The organism is Dysgonomonas sp. 520 (assembly GCF_010501095.1).
Lineage (GTDB): Bacteria > Bacteroidota > Bacteroidia > Bacteroidales > Dysgonomonadaceae > QVMP01.
On the sequence record NZ_QVMP01000022.1, the window covers coordinates 18,154 to 32,561 of the forward strand.

A 14,408-nucleotide genomic window follows, 5' to 3' on the forward strand; every position below is an offset into this window, starting at 1 on the left:
CAAGTTTTTATTACCATTCTCCTCCCTTTTGAGGAGGCAGGGAGGGGTGTGCTTAGTACAATATTGCAATCGTGCGGTCGTCATGATTACCCGGCGACCAAAAATCGAGCCACGCTAACAATTGATTGGAACAATCCACATCGTTTTCAAAATCAACCTCCTTGCTCAAGTCTTCCCACAAGCTGTTCCATTTTTCTATTCGCATCAGGTTTGCGTCTGTTTCAAACTTCGGATCGGTTATCCCGTCGGTCATAAGCACCAATGCTGTGAAATCATCCACTAATCCGAAACGCAAACGGCGATATATCTCAGCCGGTTGTATGATTTCGGGCATTGTAAGGAAGCGTGTTTGTCCGGCAAATTCTCCGCCATCCGGTTCGCCCATCACTTTCAGGAATTGTGTATTTTTATCGTAAATGCCAATGCCTCCGTCACCAACCCAAAAACTGGCGACAAACCACCCGAATTTGAATTTTTTGCATATTGTCATCAACAAAGTAGTTGAAAAATCCCGTAATTCGCTGTCCGAATTCTTCGCTTCTTCTTCTATGTTCTTGTAAGATTTAAAAACAGCAGCACCTAAAACCTGATAAATCAAGTCTCCTACTTTCTTTCTGTTTTCTTGTGAATCTTCTTTCTTAAACCCGGCAATCAATTGCTCCAAGTTATCGGAAGAAACTTCCAAAGCCTTCCGGCAGACATCAATTGTTGTGTGGCAAGCTATCTCGGAACCTCTGCGTGAATATTTAGCCGAACCTGCACCATCGGCAACAACCAGCACATACCATTCGTTTTTTTCATCGAAATGGAATGCAAAATCATCATCCCGTGGACTTCCCCCATGAGCATGAGAACGCCCCCTCTGGCTCGCAGCAACCATGTCTTTACGTTCTTCCTTCCTCAATCCGAGGAATCCGCTTTTTGCCCCTACTTTCCGAAAGGCTTTGTCGCAATCCGGTTTATAGAAGGGAATATCGGTGGAGGTGGGCGTATTATTCCACAACGAACGGGGGTCGGGATTCACAACCAACGTCAAATCTCGTTGAAAGGTTGGGCGGCCCTCTGTCCAATCAATATGCCTGTAATGCCAGGTAATCTTATGGTCGCCCGATTTGGTAGGTATGCCCTTTATCGTATTATCTGCCTTATCGAACTCCAAGCCTAAAGCCTCTAATCCGTCGAACCAAAATTCGCCGATATGATTCGCCTGAATGAAGTCAGGATCGACAGAAAAATTGTAAGGTTGATTCACTTTCGCATTTTGCAGGGTAAAATGCTTACTGCGAACAGTTTCGGCAAAAGCATTATCCCTTGCTTGTTGCTTTTCGTCTTCGTTCATTGGCACACTGTAATCGGAAAATTTTGCCATATCATCTGTTTTTGATGTATCTTCAGCTAACGGGTCGTCCAACAAGTCGGACGATTTGAGAGGAATATCTTCTTCTACATAAAATATTTCTTCGATAATATTTTCATCTATCGGATTCCGGGTTTCATCGGATTTTGTTTCATCAGCTTCTTTCGGCAGGTTGTCTTTCTTTGCCGAAAGAAAGTCTATTACCTCCGCCTGATTCAGGAAACGCAAAGCCTCTTCGTTCGTTTCGAACAATACGCCGATGCTTTCCAGATATTCTTTTATTGTCATACAGGGTTATCCTCTTGTTCTTGTTATATCGGAATTGCCTTCGGCAAAACCAAACTTAGCCTGCGAACCACACCAAGGGCATTTACTCATTTCTTCATCGCCCACACACATGATATTTCCGCAACGGCAAACCGAAAATCCATACTGGTTGCCGCAGCACGGGCAAGTGGGGAATCCGGTCAGTTCGGATGTATTAACCGTTTTTCCTGTCTGGTAAATGTCTGCCAGATCGAAGTATGAATTGTCGATAGGATATGAACCTACCAAATGATAGCCTTGATTTATTCCATATTCGGAATAATGCCCCGACCCTGCATTTCGCAGATACTTCATCAAATAGGGGCGAGCCGTTTTCTGGCATTTACCCAACATCACGGCAAAATTTTCATCTATGGTAAGTTGATTCATCTCTTCTTCAATTTTGCTCAGAAAATCGTCTGTGATGGGCGCGAGCTTCAGTTCGTCCGAGTTGAGTTCATTCACACCCACACTGCTTGTTTTGATAGATGCTGTAATCCATTTGAAGAACGAGCGGAAAGATTCTGCATCTGTATTCTTAAGTTGCAAAACGTTGTCCGTAATCTTGCCAAGTATGTTTGTGTCCATATTTTGACCTAGGGATATGGCTATCAGATTGGCAGACTGGCGGTATTTGCTGTTCCACTTGTCAAAAGCATTATCGTACTTATCAGTAGGATTTCCATCGGTGAAAAGAAATATGATCGGTTTCCAGTCGCCTTTAGCCTCCATAGTGGTTTTGTTTATGGAAGTATCTATATCATCCATCAGGAAGTTCATTGCCGTGCCCAGTGATGTACCTCCACCGATAGGTATTTTTGGAGGATAGAAGTTATACAATTCGACCAACGGTGTCAGTTTTTTCGCTCTTCCGGCAAAAACGATGATCGAAACATAAACCGTTTCAAGGGCATACGGGTCTGTTCGTAATTCCTTTATGATGGTTGCTATACCATCCTGTACCTGATCGATCGGGTCTCCGACCATAGACTCAGATACATCAATCAAAAAATAGATAGGAAGTCTTCTCATAATTCTTTTTATTCCTGATTATTTCTATTAATCATGTCATTCATACCATAACCGTTATTTCTTCCATTATCAAGGTTATATCCTCCCGTGTTGGTTGCATTTTCGTCATATTGAGCTCCTTCTGTCAGGCTGAGAGATGCCATCACTTCATCCGTAACATTTTTTCCTGCGAATGCATAGTAAAATGCTTGAAAGGTGTAGATCGGTCCCCAAGGTAATCCCCACCATCCCATGATAAGGCTTATTAAAAAATAGGGCCAACCTTTGGCTATCTTCGCATCTCCCGGTTTAACGAAATGTATACTACTCGATCTCTTATAACTAACAACCAACAAAGAAATTACATAAGTAAAGATCACGAATTTAGCACCATTATCTAATTCTCTTCTAATGTCGTTTACCGACATATTTTCAATTCCTTTAATTTGTGACATAATAAAAATTGTGTAAAAGTTTTGCTTATAAAGTTTGTTGTATTTTCAGATTATCGTATGCACTTCCGGCGGTGGCGGTGGAAGCTGCATTTCGTCGCTTGCGCCAACACTCCTGTTGCCCACACTCACCGATGCCGACACCCATTTGAAAAACTGACGGAATGTGGAACTATCTGTCGTATCCAGCGAATAGACCTGATCAGTCAATAATTGCAAAGGTCGCACATCTGCTTTCGCTCCTGCTGCACAGGCAATGATACTGCCAAAATTCCGTTTCTTTACTTCGGGTATCATCTGGTTATATTTTTGAAGGTCTGAAGGCTTGCCGTCAGTCATGATAAACAAAAGGGGCATCCAGTCACCTTTTTGTTCGGAGGTACTCACCAATACTTCCGAATCTACTTTCTTGCAAAGCAATTCCAAAGCCTCGCCCAGATGAGTAGGACCCGACTCCGGAGTTGTTATTTCGGGCAATTGCAATGCTTCCAATTCAGTCAGAGGAAGTATTTGTTTCACGTCCCTGTCGAAGGTTATAATACTCATATGCACCGATTCGAGTGCAAAAGGGTCTTGACGCAGGCTTGAAATCATGGCTTCCAAACCCACTTTAACCGATTCGATAGGTTCTCCCCGCATCGAACCGGAGGTATCTAGTAATAAATAAACTGGTAATCGTCTCATATTTTAATATGATAATATCATTATTTTTTTAGGTAAACTGTTATTTACTTTTCATGTCATTTAACATCGTTTGTCATTCTGAACGAATGTGAAGAATCTTTGTTAATACATAGATCCTTCGTTGCACTCAGGATGACAAAAACCAATTCTCTACTATCTACACCACAATATTCACTTCCGGTGGCGGTGGCGGCAATTCGCTCAAGCCTGTAACCTCCTGACCACTAGACTCAATTTTCTGACTGCCTAAACTCACCGAAGCAGACACCCACTTGAAGAATGCCCTGATAGTAGCACTGTCGGCCGTATCAAGCTGCACAACGACATCGGTAATGTCGCCCAACACCTGAGTATTGGCATGCTGACCGGCTGCACAAGCCACCACAATACCAAACTTTTGCTTTTTAAACTCTGCTAAACCTTTACGCCAATCGTCTGTCGGCTCTCCGTCTGTCATGATGAAAACAAGAGGTTTCCAGTCGCCTTTTTGTTCCAGTGTGGTTTTGGTTACTTCCGCATCAGCCCTCTTTGCCAACAATGACAAAGCATCACCCAAAGAGGTTGTTCCCGTTGCCTGAATGTCGGGCATCTGAAATACGGACAATTCCGTTAGTGGTACAATCTGTTGGGCGTTAGTATTAAAAGTGATGACGCTCAGGTATGCCGTCTCCAAAGCATAAGGATCTTGACGCAAAGAGGATACCAGCACTTGTATCCCATTCTTCACAGCCTCGATAGGTTCTCCCGTCATCGAACCGGAGGTATCGAGCAGTAAATAAACCGGTAGTTTTCTCATATTTTGTATTCTATTAATAATTTACATAATAATTATCTGTAACCCAATTTTCAGGATTGGATTGTATATAGTTTATGATCTTTGCACAAGACACATCATTGCGAATGATGTGTTCGTAATAGTTTCGTTGCCAGAGTTTATGCCCCATTGCTTTATTCACTTTATTGCATTTTTTAGTTGTAACAGACTTAAATACACAAATAATATCTGCCAATGTAGGGGCAGGGCTCTGCTCTGCCCGCAGTTCGACAATTCCGTGAAAATGGTTCGGCATTATTACAAATTCATGTAACCTGATATCTATAAAACGGTCAGATAATGCTAACCATTCATCATAAATAACTTCTCCTAATTCCGACAATATAATAAAAGGGTGATGGGCGGCATTTCGGGCGGAGTAGAACCCCGCCCCTACATCGTTAACTTCGTCCTGCCCATCTACATCCGCCACCTTGCCAAACAAACATTTCATATCCTGCGTACAGATAGTAACAAAGTACAATCCCTCACAAGAATAATCATATCCTTGCAAACGTACAGTTTTTCTATTAGGTAATGTTTGGTTCATTTTATTCGCCCCTACTTTACGAGCAGAGCAGAGCCCTGCCCCTTACAACTTCCCTTTCCTCAAATCATTTTTGTTTCAAGCATTGCTTTCAAAATATTAGCTTGTGTATCAATATCTTCGAGCGACGCCAGAAAATCAATTCCTGTTATCACTTTATAATCTTCATCCAACAATTCAGATATTTCGTACGAAAGGTACTTGTGTGTGTTCTTTATATTCGTTTCCAATTTGGAATTCTTCTTCGTCAAACTTTTTATGGCTTGCGCTTTTTTCGACATTTCTTCCACCCATTTTTCGTGAGGAAACAAATCGATGTCGCACTTCAGAAATAAATTTTTTACTGGCCAATAGAGAAAATAAATGTCTTTTTCCTGTATTTTATATATTTCCAGAAGAATGGGATATACTTTCACTCCGGCAAAAAATCTCACATCGAAGTTTGCCTGCCCCAATTCGAGCAGCAATTGCTTATCAACAACAGCATAAGGATTGCGGTAAACTTTGCTTTTATCGTACATAATCAGCTTGTCTACAATTTCCTGCTCCGATTCGAAAAAATGGTCTTTATAAAAATTTATACTGAACGAGTTGATGTCTTCCTTGAACGGGTAATCAGTAGATTTATAATAAATTGCCGTATACAAATCCCGCAACGATTTCGACATCCTGACTGTCTGTTTTTGAGCTTCGGCATCAAATCCTCCATCCTGCACTATCCGTTGTTTTATCTTCTCTATCATTTCGTTGTTAAGCTCCATTTCGTGCTTATACATACCCACGATACGTTCATTCTTCACCTTTATTTTTTCGAGAAGATTAATCAGTGTGTCTGAGAACTGGAGGTGAAACAATTCCAGTTTGTTGATGTCTATGTCGGCATTGTCTTCAAATAATTTATGGATAATCTTACTTTGCAAGCATATTTTTATCAAGGTTGGCTCTTCAAAAAAAGCAGCCAACTCCGAAAGTTTCCAGATCACCTCGTTCGATTTATCTAATATCTCTTGCCTCAAATTATCCATAGATGGATCAGTTAGCGCCTCCTACCGTTTTTCTTAATTCGGTTTCCAGTGTATGCAATTCTTTGTCAAGCTCTTGCCTGTTGCGCATACCTTCGTCATGTATACGTTTCACTTCGTCGAGTGTGGAGATAAGCGATTGAGTGGTTTTCTTCAGAGTTTCTATCGAAACTACCGTTTTTTCGCTCTCATTTGCCACATTTATACTGTTTTGTCTCAACAATTCGGCATTTTTTTCCAAAATAGTGTTTGTTGTTTCCGATACTTTGCGTTGCATCTCAACATTAGACTGCTGGCGATAAAGTGCGACCGCTATGGTCAATTGATTTTTCCACACGGGAATTGTAGTTGATACAATAGACTGTGCTTTATCTGCAATTGCCATGTTATTGTTTTGCACAATACGGATTTGCGCCAGCGATTGCATCATTATATATCGAACAACTTTCATATCGGCCAAACGTTTATCGAGACGGTGAACGTATTCACGCATGTCTGATATTTCGTAATCCCTGTGATTTGCAGGATTAGCTTCCATTTCGGCCAATTGTTGCTTTAATTCTTCAAATTTGTATTGCCCGGCAACAATGAGTTCTTCCAATTGCTTGATATATTCTACATTGTTATCAAACATTGTTTGCAGAGCCGTATTGTCTTTTAACGAGTTGATGCGCCCCGCTTTTATCTTATTCGAAATGCGGTCTACATTCACGATAATTTTATCGTATTTCTGAAATATTTTTTTTATATCAACTACCAACTTCTTCAAACCGGGGATTCTCATCAGAAAGCCTTTCAAACCCGTCGGATTCAGTTCGTCAACATCTATGTAGTTCAATTCTACCAGCAACTCATTGATGTGTGTTCCTACCTCTCCTGCATCAACAGTACGCACATTTTGAAGAAATTCGTTACTGTATTTTTCCATTGTCGATTGCAAGTCCGCACCATAATTCAGCACAGAATTGACATCCGAAACCACAAGCGTCCTGTTCAATCGGGTGAGCTTGTCTATTTCTTGCTGATTGAGGTTTACCAGATCAACATTGCCGTCTTTGTCCATTCTCTGGTATGTTGCAGGAACTGCATTATTGGAGGAAGAAGGATTAGGGTTCAAATTTAAATCCATAATGATTTCGAAGTTTGATATAAATATAAAAAATATCTAGTTTATGTGAATCTGTAGTTCGGAAGTATTCAATTTCAAGTCACCCATTCCTTTGTCATTCTGAACGAAGTGAAGAATCTGTATTTTAATGCAGATACTTCGTTACACTCCGGATGATATAACTTGTGACTAAAGGTACACTTTTTCTTATATAAAAACCCGACTACTAATTTAGTATAAGTTACTTGTAGTGCATTTATAGCTTTAATGTTAAAGCATTCATAATGAAATTTTTATTTGAACTGTCATTCTGAACGAAGTGAAGAATCTGGGCTTTTAGTCTTAGATCCTTCGTTTTACTCAGGATGACAAGATGATTATGTATTATCTTTCAATCTGTTGCCTTTTATTTTTTAATGCACTACGAGTTATAAGTTATAAAAATCTAACTTCCTTTTCATCCCCCGGAAGAGACAAAAAGGAAGTTTTTGTATGTAAAATATATTATTTCACGTATGATTGAGCGATACGCTGAATAGTTTGTCCTAAGAAAACATCTTCCGTAGCATCGCCAATGGCATTGAATTTCCACTCGTCGCCTTTCTTATACAATTCGCCCATAATCAAAGCTTTTTTGCCACGATATTGAGCTTCCGAAACAACGTTGTATTCGGCATAAACATTGTCTACCTTTGTTGGAGTACCTTCATACATTCTGATTTTTGCATAAGGTATTTGCGAAAAGTCTTCTTCACCCACATTGTTTAGGAAAAAGAAGATACGAGCCACATTTGAAGACAGTTTTGTCAATTCAACCGTGATGATTTCGTTGTCCAAACCGTCGTCACCGCCTTTATCTCCTTCAAGGTCGTCGCCAGTATGGCGCATAGCCTGAGTGTTGGATAGAAGTTTGCCGGGAGGTAAACCGAATTTTGCAAGCAGTTCGGGTTTGTAAAGAGGAGAATAAAGATGATCGCAGATGTTGCCGTTCTCATCAAACATCACACAGCTAAGGTCGAGGTCTACGTCCTGAACTTCTGTTACTGTTTTTGAACCGAAACCAAGGAATCCTGATTTCTTTACTTCCACTTCTATTGCACCCCAGTTTACACCTACACAAAAGTTGGTTAAACTACCTCCTGATTTTTTCTCAAGATTTATTCTTTGACCCTTTTCTAGTCTAATTGCCATGATATTAATTATTTAAAAAATTATTTTTCGGTTGTTTTATTTTTTCGGGTGAGTCACCCTCGTCTCATTAGTAAACAAGACACAAGATACGGGATACTAGTTTTTCACTCGTTTACTTGTAACTAGTAACTTGTAACTGGAATCACGCATACTTTCTCAAATATTCTTCCAAGCCACCACGTTGTCCTACGCCTACGGCTTCGAATTTCCATTCGCCGTTGCGTTTGTATATACGGCCAAACTCAACTGCTGTTTCTATCGAGAAATCTTCCTCCAATTCGTATTTCAAGATTTCTTCGTTTGTGTCGGGATTGAAAATACGGATGAAAGAATTGCGCACTTGCCCAAAGTTTTGTCTTCTTGCCTCGGCATCATGTATTGTAACAACAATACAGATTTCCGCTGCATCAGAGCCAATCTTAGACAAGTCTACTTTTATTTGCTCGTCGTCTCCGTCACCCTCTCCGGTCAGGTTGTCGCCGGTGTGTTCCACCGATCCGTCAGGAGATTTCAGGTTGTTGTAGAATACAAAGTGCTGATCGGATAGTATCTTCTTGTTTTCGCCCAAAATGAATACAGAAGCATCCAGGTCGAAATCTGTTCCTGTGCTGGAAGCGTTAGCATCCCAACCAAGCCCTACTACAAATTTGGGCAAATTGACATTGACCCGTTGTCCTTTTTCTAAATTAATTGCCATTCTATCAAAAGATTATAAAGTTAAAAAACTATTTGCTACCTGCGCTCCATTTCATACCCCAGCTATAAGCCTTGTCGCAATCACCGTGTCCGTTATGAAATGAGACTAGTTTTCTAACTGTAAGAGAGTTGCCCTGATCGAATAAGATTTCTGCCAATGCACAAAATTTCTGACTGCTATACTGTTTGCCCATCTCAATAACAATATCGGGGTTACCCGAAACTTTTATTGTAGCAACGGCATTGGTCTGATCCCATTTGGCAACACCTTCATATATGAAACAATACACAACAATGCGTTTCAGGTCTTTCATTCCCTGAGGGTTGACCAGAATATTTTCTCCTTGTCCTGTTCCTGCCCTGTCGTCGCCTGTATGCCAAATCCAGGGAGCACCGGTATAATATCCTTGCCTTGTCAGCCTGTTTTTAGGACCACCCTGACCTCTGGCAAACTGCAATCCGTCAATAACAGACTTTTGTCCGTCATTAAGTTCGTAGAAACACCCCAAGTCGAGGTCTACCTCCGAGTTTCCACTAAACAATTTAGAAAAGAACCCTTTTTTTTCTTTTGTGTCTTGTGTCCAGTTCAGATTGATAACTATTTCTTTCGAAAGGTCGCTATCACCTTTTGTCAAATCAATTTTATGACTATCGCCTTGTTTTTCAAGGGTGATTTTATTTAGGTCTATTGCCATAATTGAGGCGAATTAGCAATATTTGTCTACGAAATATTGAAGTCCGCCTTTATAGCCGATTCCCATAGCTTCAAATTTCCATTCTCCGCCACGTTTGTATAAACGTCCGAATTCAACAGCAGTTTCCACAGAGAAATCTTCTTCCAACTCGTATTTTGCAATCTCTTCATTTGTGTTTGCATCGTATATGCGGATGAAAGAGTTACGCACCTGTCCGAAGTTTTGCTTGCGTGCTTCGGCATCGTGTATAGTTACCGTAAAAATGATCTCTTGTATTTGAGGATCAACCTTAGCCAGTTCAACAGTTAAAGTCTCATCATCACCGTCGCTGCTGCCACCTGTTGTATCATCGCCCGACGACTCAACAGCCTTATCAGGAGACAGTGGGTTGTTGTAGAAAATAAAAAATTCATCTTTAGGTAATTTTTTATTTTCACCCAGCATAAATGCAGATGCGTCCAAATCGAAATCGAATCCCGATCCTTCGTTTGGGTCCCATCCCAATCCTACTCCTACTCTTGATAATCCAACTTCAATACGTTGTCCTTTAGTTAAATTAATTGCCATTTTTTGTAAGTTTAATGTTTTTAAATGTCTATTTTCACAAAGATAAAAATTTCAGATAAATTTCTGATTAATATAATAAATATTTTAAGAGCGAATCTATTATCCGTACTTGCATTTATAAATCTGTTTTTAGAATGCGAGGTTGTTAACTGATAACTGTTGACTGTTATGTGTTCTCCAGATCCTTCACTCTGTTCAGGATGACAAAGAGATATCTGTAGGGGCGTAAAATCTTACGCCCTCATATCAACAATATCTGTTCTCCGGGGTTTGTAACCTCGGAGTTATTATTTTCCGGATTTAAAATCCGGACAGTAGCCAAACATGGGTTTGCAAATCCCATGCAACGATAGAGGTGTAGGGGCAGGGCTCTGCACTACCTCTACAAATGCACCCTCCCCTCCTGTCCCTGAAGTTTTTTTTAATAATTGATAAACAATACACCCCTTTAGGGGCTGGGGGTTATTTTGTAAAGATTAGGTGACACACCTCTCTACAAACAACATTTATCAATAAATTTGTGATTTATCTACTCGTAAGTTGCAACTAATTATATCTTTCTTTGTTTATAAAATATGGAAACAGAATATATCATAAAACACAACCCGAACGAAAATCGTTTCGAGGCATTATTGGATAATAAGGTCGTTGGTTTTGTCACATTCTTCATGAGGGAAGACAATACCGTTGTTGTTCCTCACACCGAGGTAAACAGCGAACACGAGGGCAAAGGCATTGCCGGCGAACTAACAAAAGCCTTGCTGAATTATATCAAGGGACAGGGATACAGAGTGAAGCCTCTCTGCCCATACACAAAAGTCTATATAGACAGGCATCCCGAATATCAGGATTTGCTCTGAAAATCATCATTTTATTTCTTATCTTTGAGGTCTTTAAACAATAAGGCTTGTGAAAGAAAATAAGTTCTACACCAGAGAAGAAGAGATAGCAAACACATATTCGCATGCCGTGGGTATCGTACTGGGTATTGCTGCAGGATGCATATTGCTGAATGTTGCAATCGGAAGCGGAAACACATGGGCGGTGGTCAGTGTTGGCATCTATCTGTTTGGTATGTTGGCATCCTATGTTTCATCAACATGCTATCATGGTTGTACCCACCAAAAAAGGAAAGAGCTTCTCCGCAAATTCGACCATAGTGCAATTTATTTTCATATTGCCGGCACTTATGCGCCTTTCACGCTCATCGTTCTGCGTGAAGTGGGAATGTGGGGGTGGTCGCTTTTTGCTTTCACCTGGCTTGCAGCCATTATAGGCTTGATAGTCAGTTTCAGGAAGTTGAAGAAACACAGCAATCTGGAAACGGTTTGTTTTGTGATAATGGGTTGCAGCATTCTGGTGGCTATCAAACCGTTGTCCGATGTCTTATCCTTATCGGGGCAGATGAATGCCCTCTATTGGCTGTTGGCCGGAGGCGTCTCTTACATTGTGGGAGCCTTGTTTTATTCGTGGACAAAGAAAAAATACATGCACACAGTCTTCCACCTGTTTGTTTTAGGAGGTAGTGTTTGCCATATTATTGCCATCTATCTGATTTTGTGAATGTGAAATTGTGATTAAGTGAGTCGGTTAACCGATTGAACTCCATCAATTTTCATGAGTTGCGAACACAGTTTCTTCACACTCGACACATTATTCACATACAATTCTATTTTTCCTTCAAAGACCCCGTCTTTCGAGTCTACTTCCAGTTTTTTGATATTGACGGAATCCAAAGTGATGGATTTTGTTATTTCGTTGAGCATCCCCATGCGGTCGAGCCCTTTAATGATAACCGTTGTCAGGAACGAAAACTGCGTATGTGTGCTCCACTCCACATTGACAATGTTGTCTCCGTAGTTTGCTTTAAGTTTCATACCCACAGGACAATTCACTGCATGTATTTCTACCTCATTCTTATCGTTGAGAAAGCCGAATACCTTATCGCCCGGAATCGGATTACAGCACGTCAATATTATATAGTTCCGTCCAAACTCATCCCCCTCAAGCACATAAGTCTTTTTTTTGTCGATGGGAGAAGGTGCCACCTGCATACCTTCTTTGCGAATAGGAACCACGTCTCCGGCTTTCTTGCCCACATTGAACGCCTGCTTCATATACCGAACAAAAAGATTGGTATTGTTCTTTTTGATTGAGAGCAGCTTGCCCACTTTCGGAGGCAATATTATATCGCCCGTGCCAATTGCATAGAAAAGGTCTTCCTTTTTGGTCATCTTAAACCTGTCGAGCAGCTTGTCAAGCACGGGAACAGACAATTCTATGTTTGCGTCTTTAAGTACTTCGTTTAGTTTTTCCTCACCCGTTTTGCTGGTATCCTTACGCTGTTTACGCAAAGCATATTCCAGTTTGGTCTTCGCCTTGGCGGTGGTTACGATATTCAACCATTCGGGTTGTGGAGTCTGCTTTTTTGATGTCAGGATTTCAACCTGATCCCCGCTGTTCAGTTTCTTGCTGAAAGGGACAAGATTGTGGTTTACCTTTGCTCCGATGCAATGATCGCCGATATTAGTGTGCAGATCGTAAGCAAAATCCAGAGCAGTGGCGCCTTGCGGCAAAGTCCTGATCTCACCTTTTGGGGTAAACACAAATATTTCTTGCGAATACAGGTTCAATTTTATGGTATCGAGAAAATCAATCGCATTGGGATTAGGGTTTTCGAGAATTTCCTTAATGGTTTTCAGCCATTTTTCCAATTCGTTGTCCTCTTCTATTTTTCCCTCCTTATATTTCCAATGGGCGGCAAAACCTTTCTCGGCAATATCGTCCATTCGCCGGCTTCTGATCTGGATTTCTATCCATTCGCCATCAGGCCCCATCACCGTAAGGTGCAAAGCCTGATATCCGTTCGCCTTGGGGCGGCTCACCCAGTCCCTGATACGATCAGGTTTCAGCCTGTAAAGGTCTGTAATGACGGAATATATGTCCCAGCAACGTTTTTTTTCATCTATGCCGGGCTCGTTTTCAAAAATAATGCGGACTGCAAAAATATCATATATTTGCTCGAAGGGAACAGCCTTTTTCTGCATCTTGTTCCAGATGGAATAGACCGATTTTTCTCTGGCCTTGATTTCGTACTTATATCCCAATTGGTTGAGCCTGAATATTACCGGCTCGGCAAAATGGAAATACACGTCTTTCCGTTTCGAGTCTGTTTCTTTCAGTTTTTGTTTAATGCCGTTGTAGGCCTCCGGGTTTTCGTATTTGAAGCTAAGGTCTTCAAGTTCGGTTTTGATGGCAAACAGACCAAGTCTATGGGCAAGGGGAGCATAAATGTACAGGGTTTCTCCTGCTATCTTATATTGTTTTGCAGGAGCCATCGACCCCAATGTGCGCATATTGTGCAGGCGGTCGGCAATTTTTATCAAAATCACCCTTATGTCTTCCGACATTGTCAACAACAATTTCCTGAAATTCTCGGCCTGAGCAGAAACATTATCCGTGAAAATACTCGTCGATAGTTTTTCTCCCGATATTTTGGTCAACCCGTCCACAATAGCAGCTATTTTGTCGTTGAACAACACACGTATATCTTCAACCGTATAGTCCGTATCTTCTACCACATCGTGCAACAAAGCCGCACTGATGGAAGTAGACCCCAGCCCTATTTCAGAACACACGATCTGAGCCACAGCAATAGGATGCATTATATAAGGCTCTCCCGATTTACGTTTAATTCCCTTATGTGCGTCGTTTGCAAAGTGGAAGGCTTTTGTTATGATGTCTACCTTCTTCCTGTGATTAGATTGTAGATAGCTGTCCAAAAGAGCTTCAAAAGCCTTCTGGACAAGTTTCTGATCTTCAATATTTTTGTCTTCTATACCCATATGATGCCAATACAATTATGACAAAAATAATAAATTTATATTAAAGTTTATATTGAAAATATTATATATGATTTATTTTTAGCTGATTATGTTAGTTGTTGTTTCAAATTAGA

General features: G+C 40.7%; 15 protein-coding genes. 2 read left to right on the plus strand and 13 right to left on the minus strand.

The window, feature by feature from the left end; genetic code table 11:
• Positions 1 to 52 precede the first annotated feature (52 nt).
• The 12 genes from D0T56_RS12655 to D0T56_RS12710 form a co-directional block, all read right to left on the minus strand.
• Positions 53 to 1,645, minus strand: a complete 1,593-nt coding sequence (locus D0T56_RS12655) for a PP2C family serine/threonine-protein phosphatase (RefSeq protein WP_163320528.1) — start codon at positions 1,643 to 1,645, stop codon at positions 53 to 55.
• A gap of 6 nt (positions 1,646 to 1,651) precedes the next feature.
• Positions 1,652 to 2,695 (minus strand): TerY-C metal binding domain-containing protein, encoded by a 1,044-nt coding sequence (locus tag D0T56_RS12660; RefSeq protein ID WP_163320529.1) that lies wholly within the window; start codon positions 2,693 to 2,695, stop codon positions 1,652 to 1,654.
• A gap of 8 nt (positions 2,696 to 2,703) precedes the next feature.
• The gene (locus D0T56_RS12665; RefSeq protein ID WP_185153882.1) at positions 2,704 to 3,129 is read right to left on the minus strand and encodes a hypothetical protein; all 426 of its coding nucleotides are present in this window, start codon (positions 3,127 to 3,129) and stop codon (positions 2,704 to 2,706) included.
• Positions 3,130 to 3,174: 45 nt separating this feature from the next.
• The gene (locus tag D0T56_RS12670; RefSeq protein ID WP_163320530.1) at positions 3,175 to 3,810 is read right to left on the minus strand and encodes a VWA domain-containing protein; all 636 of its coding nucleotides are present in this window, start codon (positions 3,808 to 3,810) and stop codon (positions 3,175 to 3,177) included.
• Between the two features lie 157 nt (positions 3,811 to 3,967).
• The gene (locus tag D0T56_RS12675; RefSeq protein WP_163320531.1) at positions 3,968 to 4,606 is read right to left on the minus strand and encodes a VWA domain-containing protein; all 639 of its coding nucleotides are present in this window, start codon (positions 4,604 to 4,606) and stop codon (positions 3,968 to 3,970) included.
• 13 nt (positions 4,607 to 4,619) lie between these two features.
• A complete protein-coding gene (locus tag D0T56_RS12680) occupies positions 4,620 to 5,174 on the minus strand; it encodes a transposase (protein WP_163320532.1) in 555 nt (184 codons plus the stop codon).
• 59 nt (positions 5,175 to 5,233) lie between these two features.
• Positions 5,234 to 6,196 (minus strand): hypothetical protein, encoded by a 963-nt coding sequence (locus tag D0T56_RS12685; protein WP_163320533.1) that lies wholly within the window; start codon positions 6,194 to 6,196, stop codon positions 5,234 to 5,236.
• 7 nt (positions 6,197 to 6,203) lie between these two features.
• Positions 6,204 to 7,322 carry a toxic anion resistance protein gene (locus tag D0T56_RS12690; protein ID WP_163320534.1) on the minus strand — a complete coding sequence of 373 codons (1,119 nt, stop codon included), beginning with the start codon at positions 7,320 to 7,322 and terminating at the stop codon, positions 6,204 to 6,206.
• Between the two features lie 483 nt (positions 7,323 to 7,805).
• Entirely contained in the window at positions 7,806 to 8,492 is a 687-nt protein-coding gene (locus D0T56_RS12695; protein WP_163320535.1) for a TerD family protein, read from the minus strand.
• Positions 8,493 to 8,634: 142 nt separating this feature from the next.
• Complete coding sequence (locus D0T56_RS12700; protein ID WP_163320536.1) at positions 8,635 to 9,189, minus strand: TerD family protein; 555 nt, start codon at positions 9,187 to 9,189, stop codon at positions 8,635 to 8,637.
• A gap of 28 nt (positions 9,190 to 9,217) precedes the next feature.
• Positions 9,218 to 9,883 carry a stress protein gene (locus tag D0T56_RS12705; RefSeq protein WP_163320537.1) on the minus strand — a complete coding sequence of 222 codons (666 nt, stop codon included), beginning with the start codon at positions 9,881 to 9,883 and terminating at the stop codon, positions 9,218 to 9,220.
• A 12-nt stretch (positions 9,884 to 9,895) separates the two neighbouring features.
• Complete coding sequence (locus tag D0T56_RS12710) at positions 9,896 to 10,450, minus strand: TerD family protein (RefSeq protein ID WP_163320538.1); 555 nt, start codon at positions 10,448 to 10,450, stop codon at positions 9,896 to 9,898.
• Positions 10,451 to 11,025: 575 nt separating this feature from the next.
• On the opposite strand from D0T56_RS12710, the gene D0T56_RS12715 reads away from it, so the two are divergent.
• Together D0T56_RS12715 and D0T56_RS12720 are read left to right on the plus strand one after the other, a co-directional pair.
• Entirely contained in the window at positions 11,026 to 11,310 is a 285-nt protein-coding gene (locus D0T56_RS12715) for a GNAT family N-acetyltransferase (RefSeq protein ID WP_163320539.1), read from the plus strand.
• Between the two features lie 49 nt (positions 11,311 to 11,359).
• Complete coding sequence (locus D0T56_RS12720; protein WP_163320540.1) at positions 11,360 to 12,013, plus strand: hemolysin III family protein; 654 nt, start codon at positions 11,360 to 11,362, stop codon at positions 12,011 to 12,013.
• 14 nt (positions 12,014 to 12,027) lie between these two features.
• Here the strand turns inward: D0T56_RS12720 and D0T56_RS12725 are convergent, their stop codons facing one another.
• Positions 12,028 to 14,295 (minus strand): bifunctional (p)ppGpp synthetase/guanosine-3',5'-bis(diphosphate) 3'-pyrophosphohydrolase, encoded by a 2,268-nt coding sequence (locus D0T56_RS12725; protein WP_163320541.1) that lies wholly within the window; start codon positions 14,293 to 14,295, stop codon positions 12,028 to 12,030.
• Between the last annotated feature and the right edge of the window lie 113 nt (positions 14,296 to 14,408).

What these genes read in the sequence shown, in the direction of transcription:
- D0T56_RS12655 (WP_163320528.1), bottom strand. Translation starts at nt 1,645, where the DNA reads ATGACAATAAAAGAATATCTGGAAAGCATCGGCGTATTGTTCGAAACG.
- D0T56_RS12660 (WP_163320529.1), bottom strand. Translation starts at nt 2,695, where the DNA reads ATGAGAAGACTTCCTATCTATTTTTTGATTGATGTATCTGAGTCTATG.
- D0T56_RS12665 (WP_185153882.1), bottom strand. Translation starts at nt 3,129, where the DNA reads ATGTCACAAATTAAAGGAATTGAAAATATGTCGGTAAACGACATTAGA.
- D0T56_RS12670 (WP_163320530.1), bottom strand. Translation starts at nt 3,810, where the DNA reads ATGAGACGATTACCAGTTTATTTATTACTAGATACCTCCGGTTCGATG.
- D0T56_RS12675 (WP_163320531.1), bottom strand. Translation starts at nt 4,606, where the DNA reads ATGAGAAAACTACCGGTTTATTTACTGCTCGATACCTCCGGTTCGATG.
- D0T56_RS12680 (WP_163320532.1), bottom strand. Translation starts at nt 5,174, where the DNA reads ATGAACCAAACATTACCTAATAGAAAAACTGTACGTTTGCAAGGATAT.
- D0T56_RS12685 (WP_163320533.1), bottom strand. Translation starts at nt 6,196, where the DNA reads ATGGATAATTTGAGGCAAGAGATATTAGATAAATCGAACGAGGTGATC.
- D0T56_RS12690 (WP_163320534.1), bottom strand. Translation starts at nt 7,322, where the DNA reads ATGGATTTAAATTTGAACCCTAATCCTTCTTCCTCCAATAATGCAGTT.
- D0T56_RS12695 (WP_163320535.1), bottom strand. Translation starts at nt 8,492, where the DNA reads ATGGCAATTAGACTAGAAAAGGGTCAAAGAATAAATCTTGAGAAAAAA.
- D0T56_RS12700 (WP_163320536.1), bottom strand. Translation starts at nt 9,189, where the DNA reads ATGGCAATTAATTTAGAAAAAGGACAACGGGTCAATGTCAATTTGCCC.
- D0T56_RS12705 (WP_163320537.1), bottom strand. Translation starts at nt 9,883, where the DNA reads ATGGCAATAGACCTAAATAAAATCACCCTTGAAAAACAAGGCGATAGT.
- D0T56_RS12710 (WP_163320538.1), bottom strand. Translation starts at nt 10,450, where the DNA reads ATGGCAATTAATTTAACTAAAGGACAACGTATTGAAGTTGGATTATCA.
- D0T56_RS12715 (WP_163320539.1), top strand. Translation starts at nt 11,026, where the DNA reads ATGGAAACAGAATATATCATAAAACACAACCCGAACGAAAATCGTTTC.
- D0T56_RS12725 (WP_163320541.1), bottom strand. Translation starts at nt 14,295, where the DNA reads ATGGGTATAGAAGACAAAAATATTGAAGATCAGAAACTTGTCCAGAAG.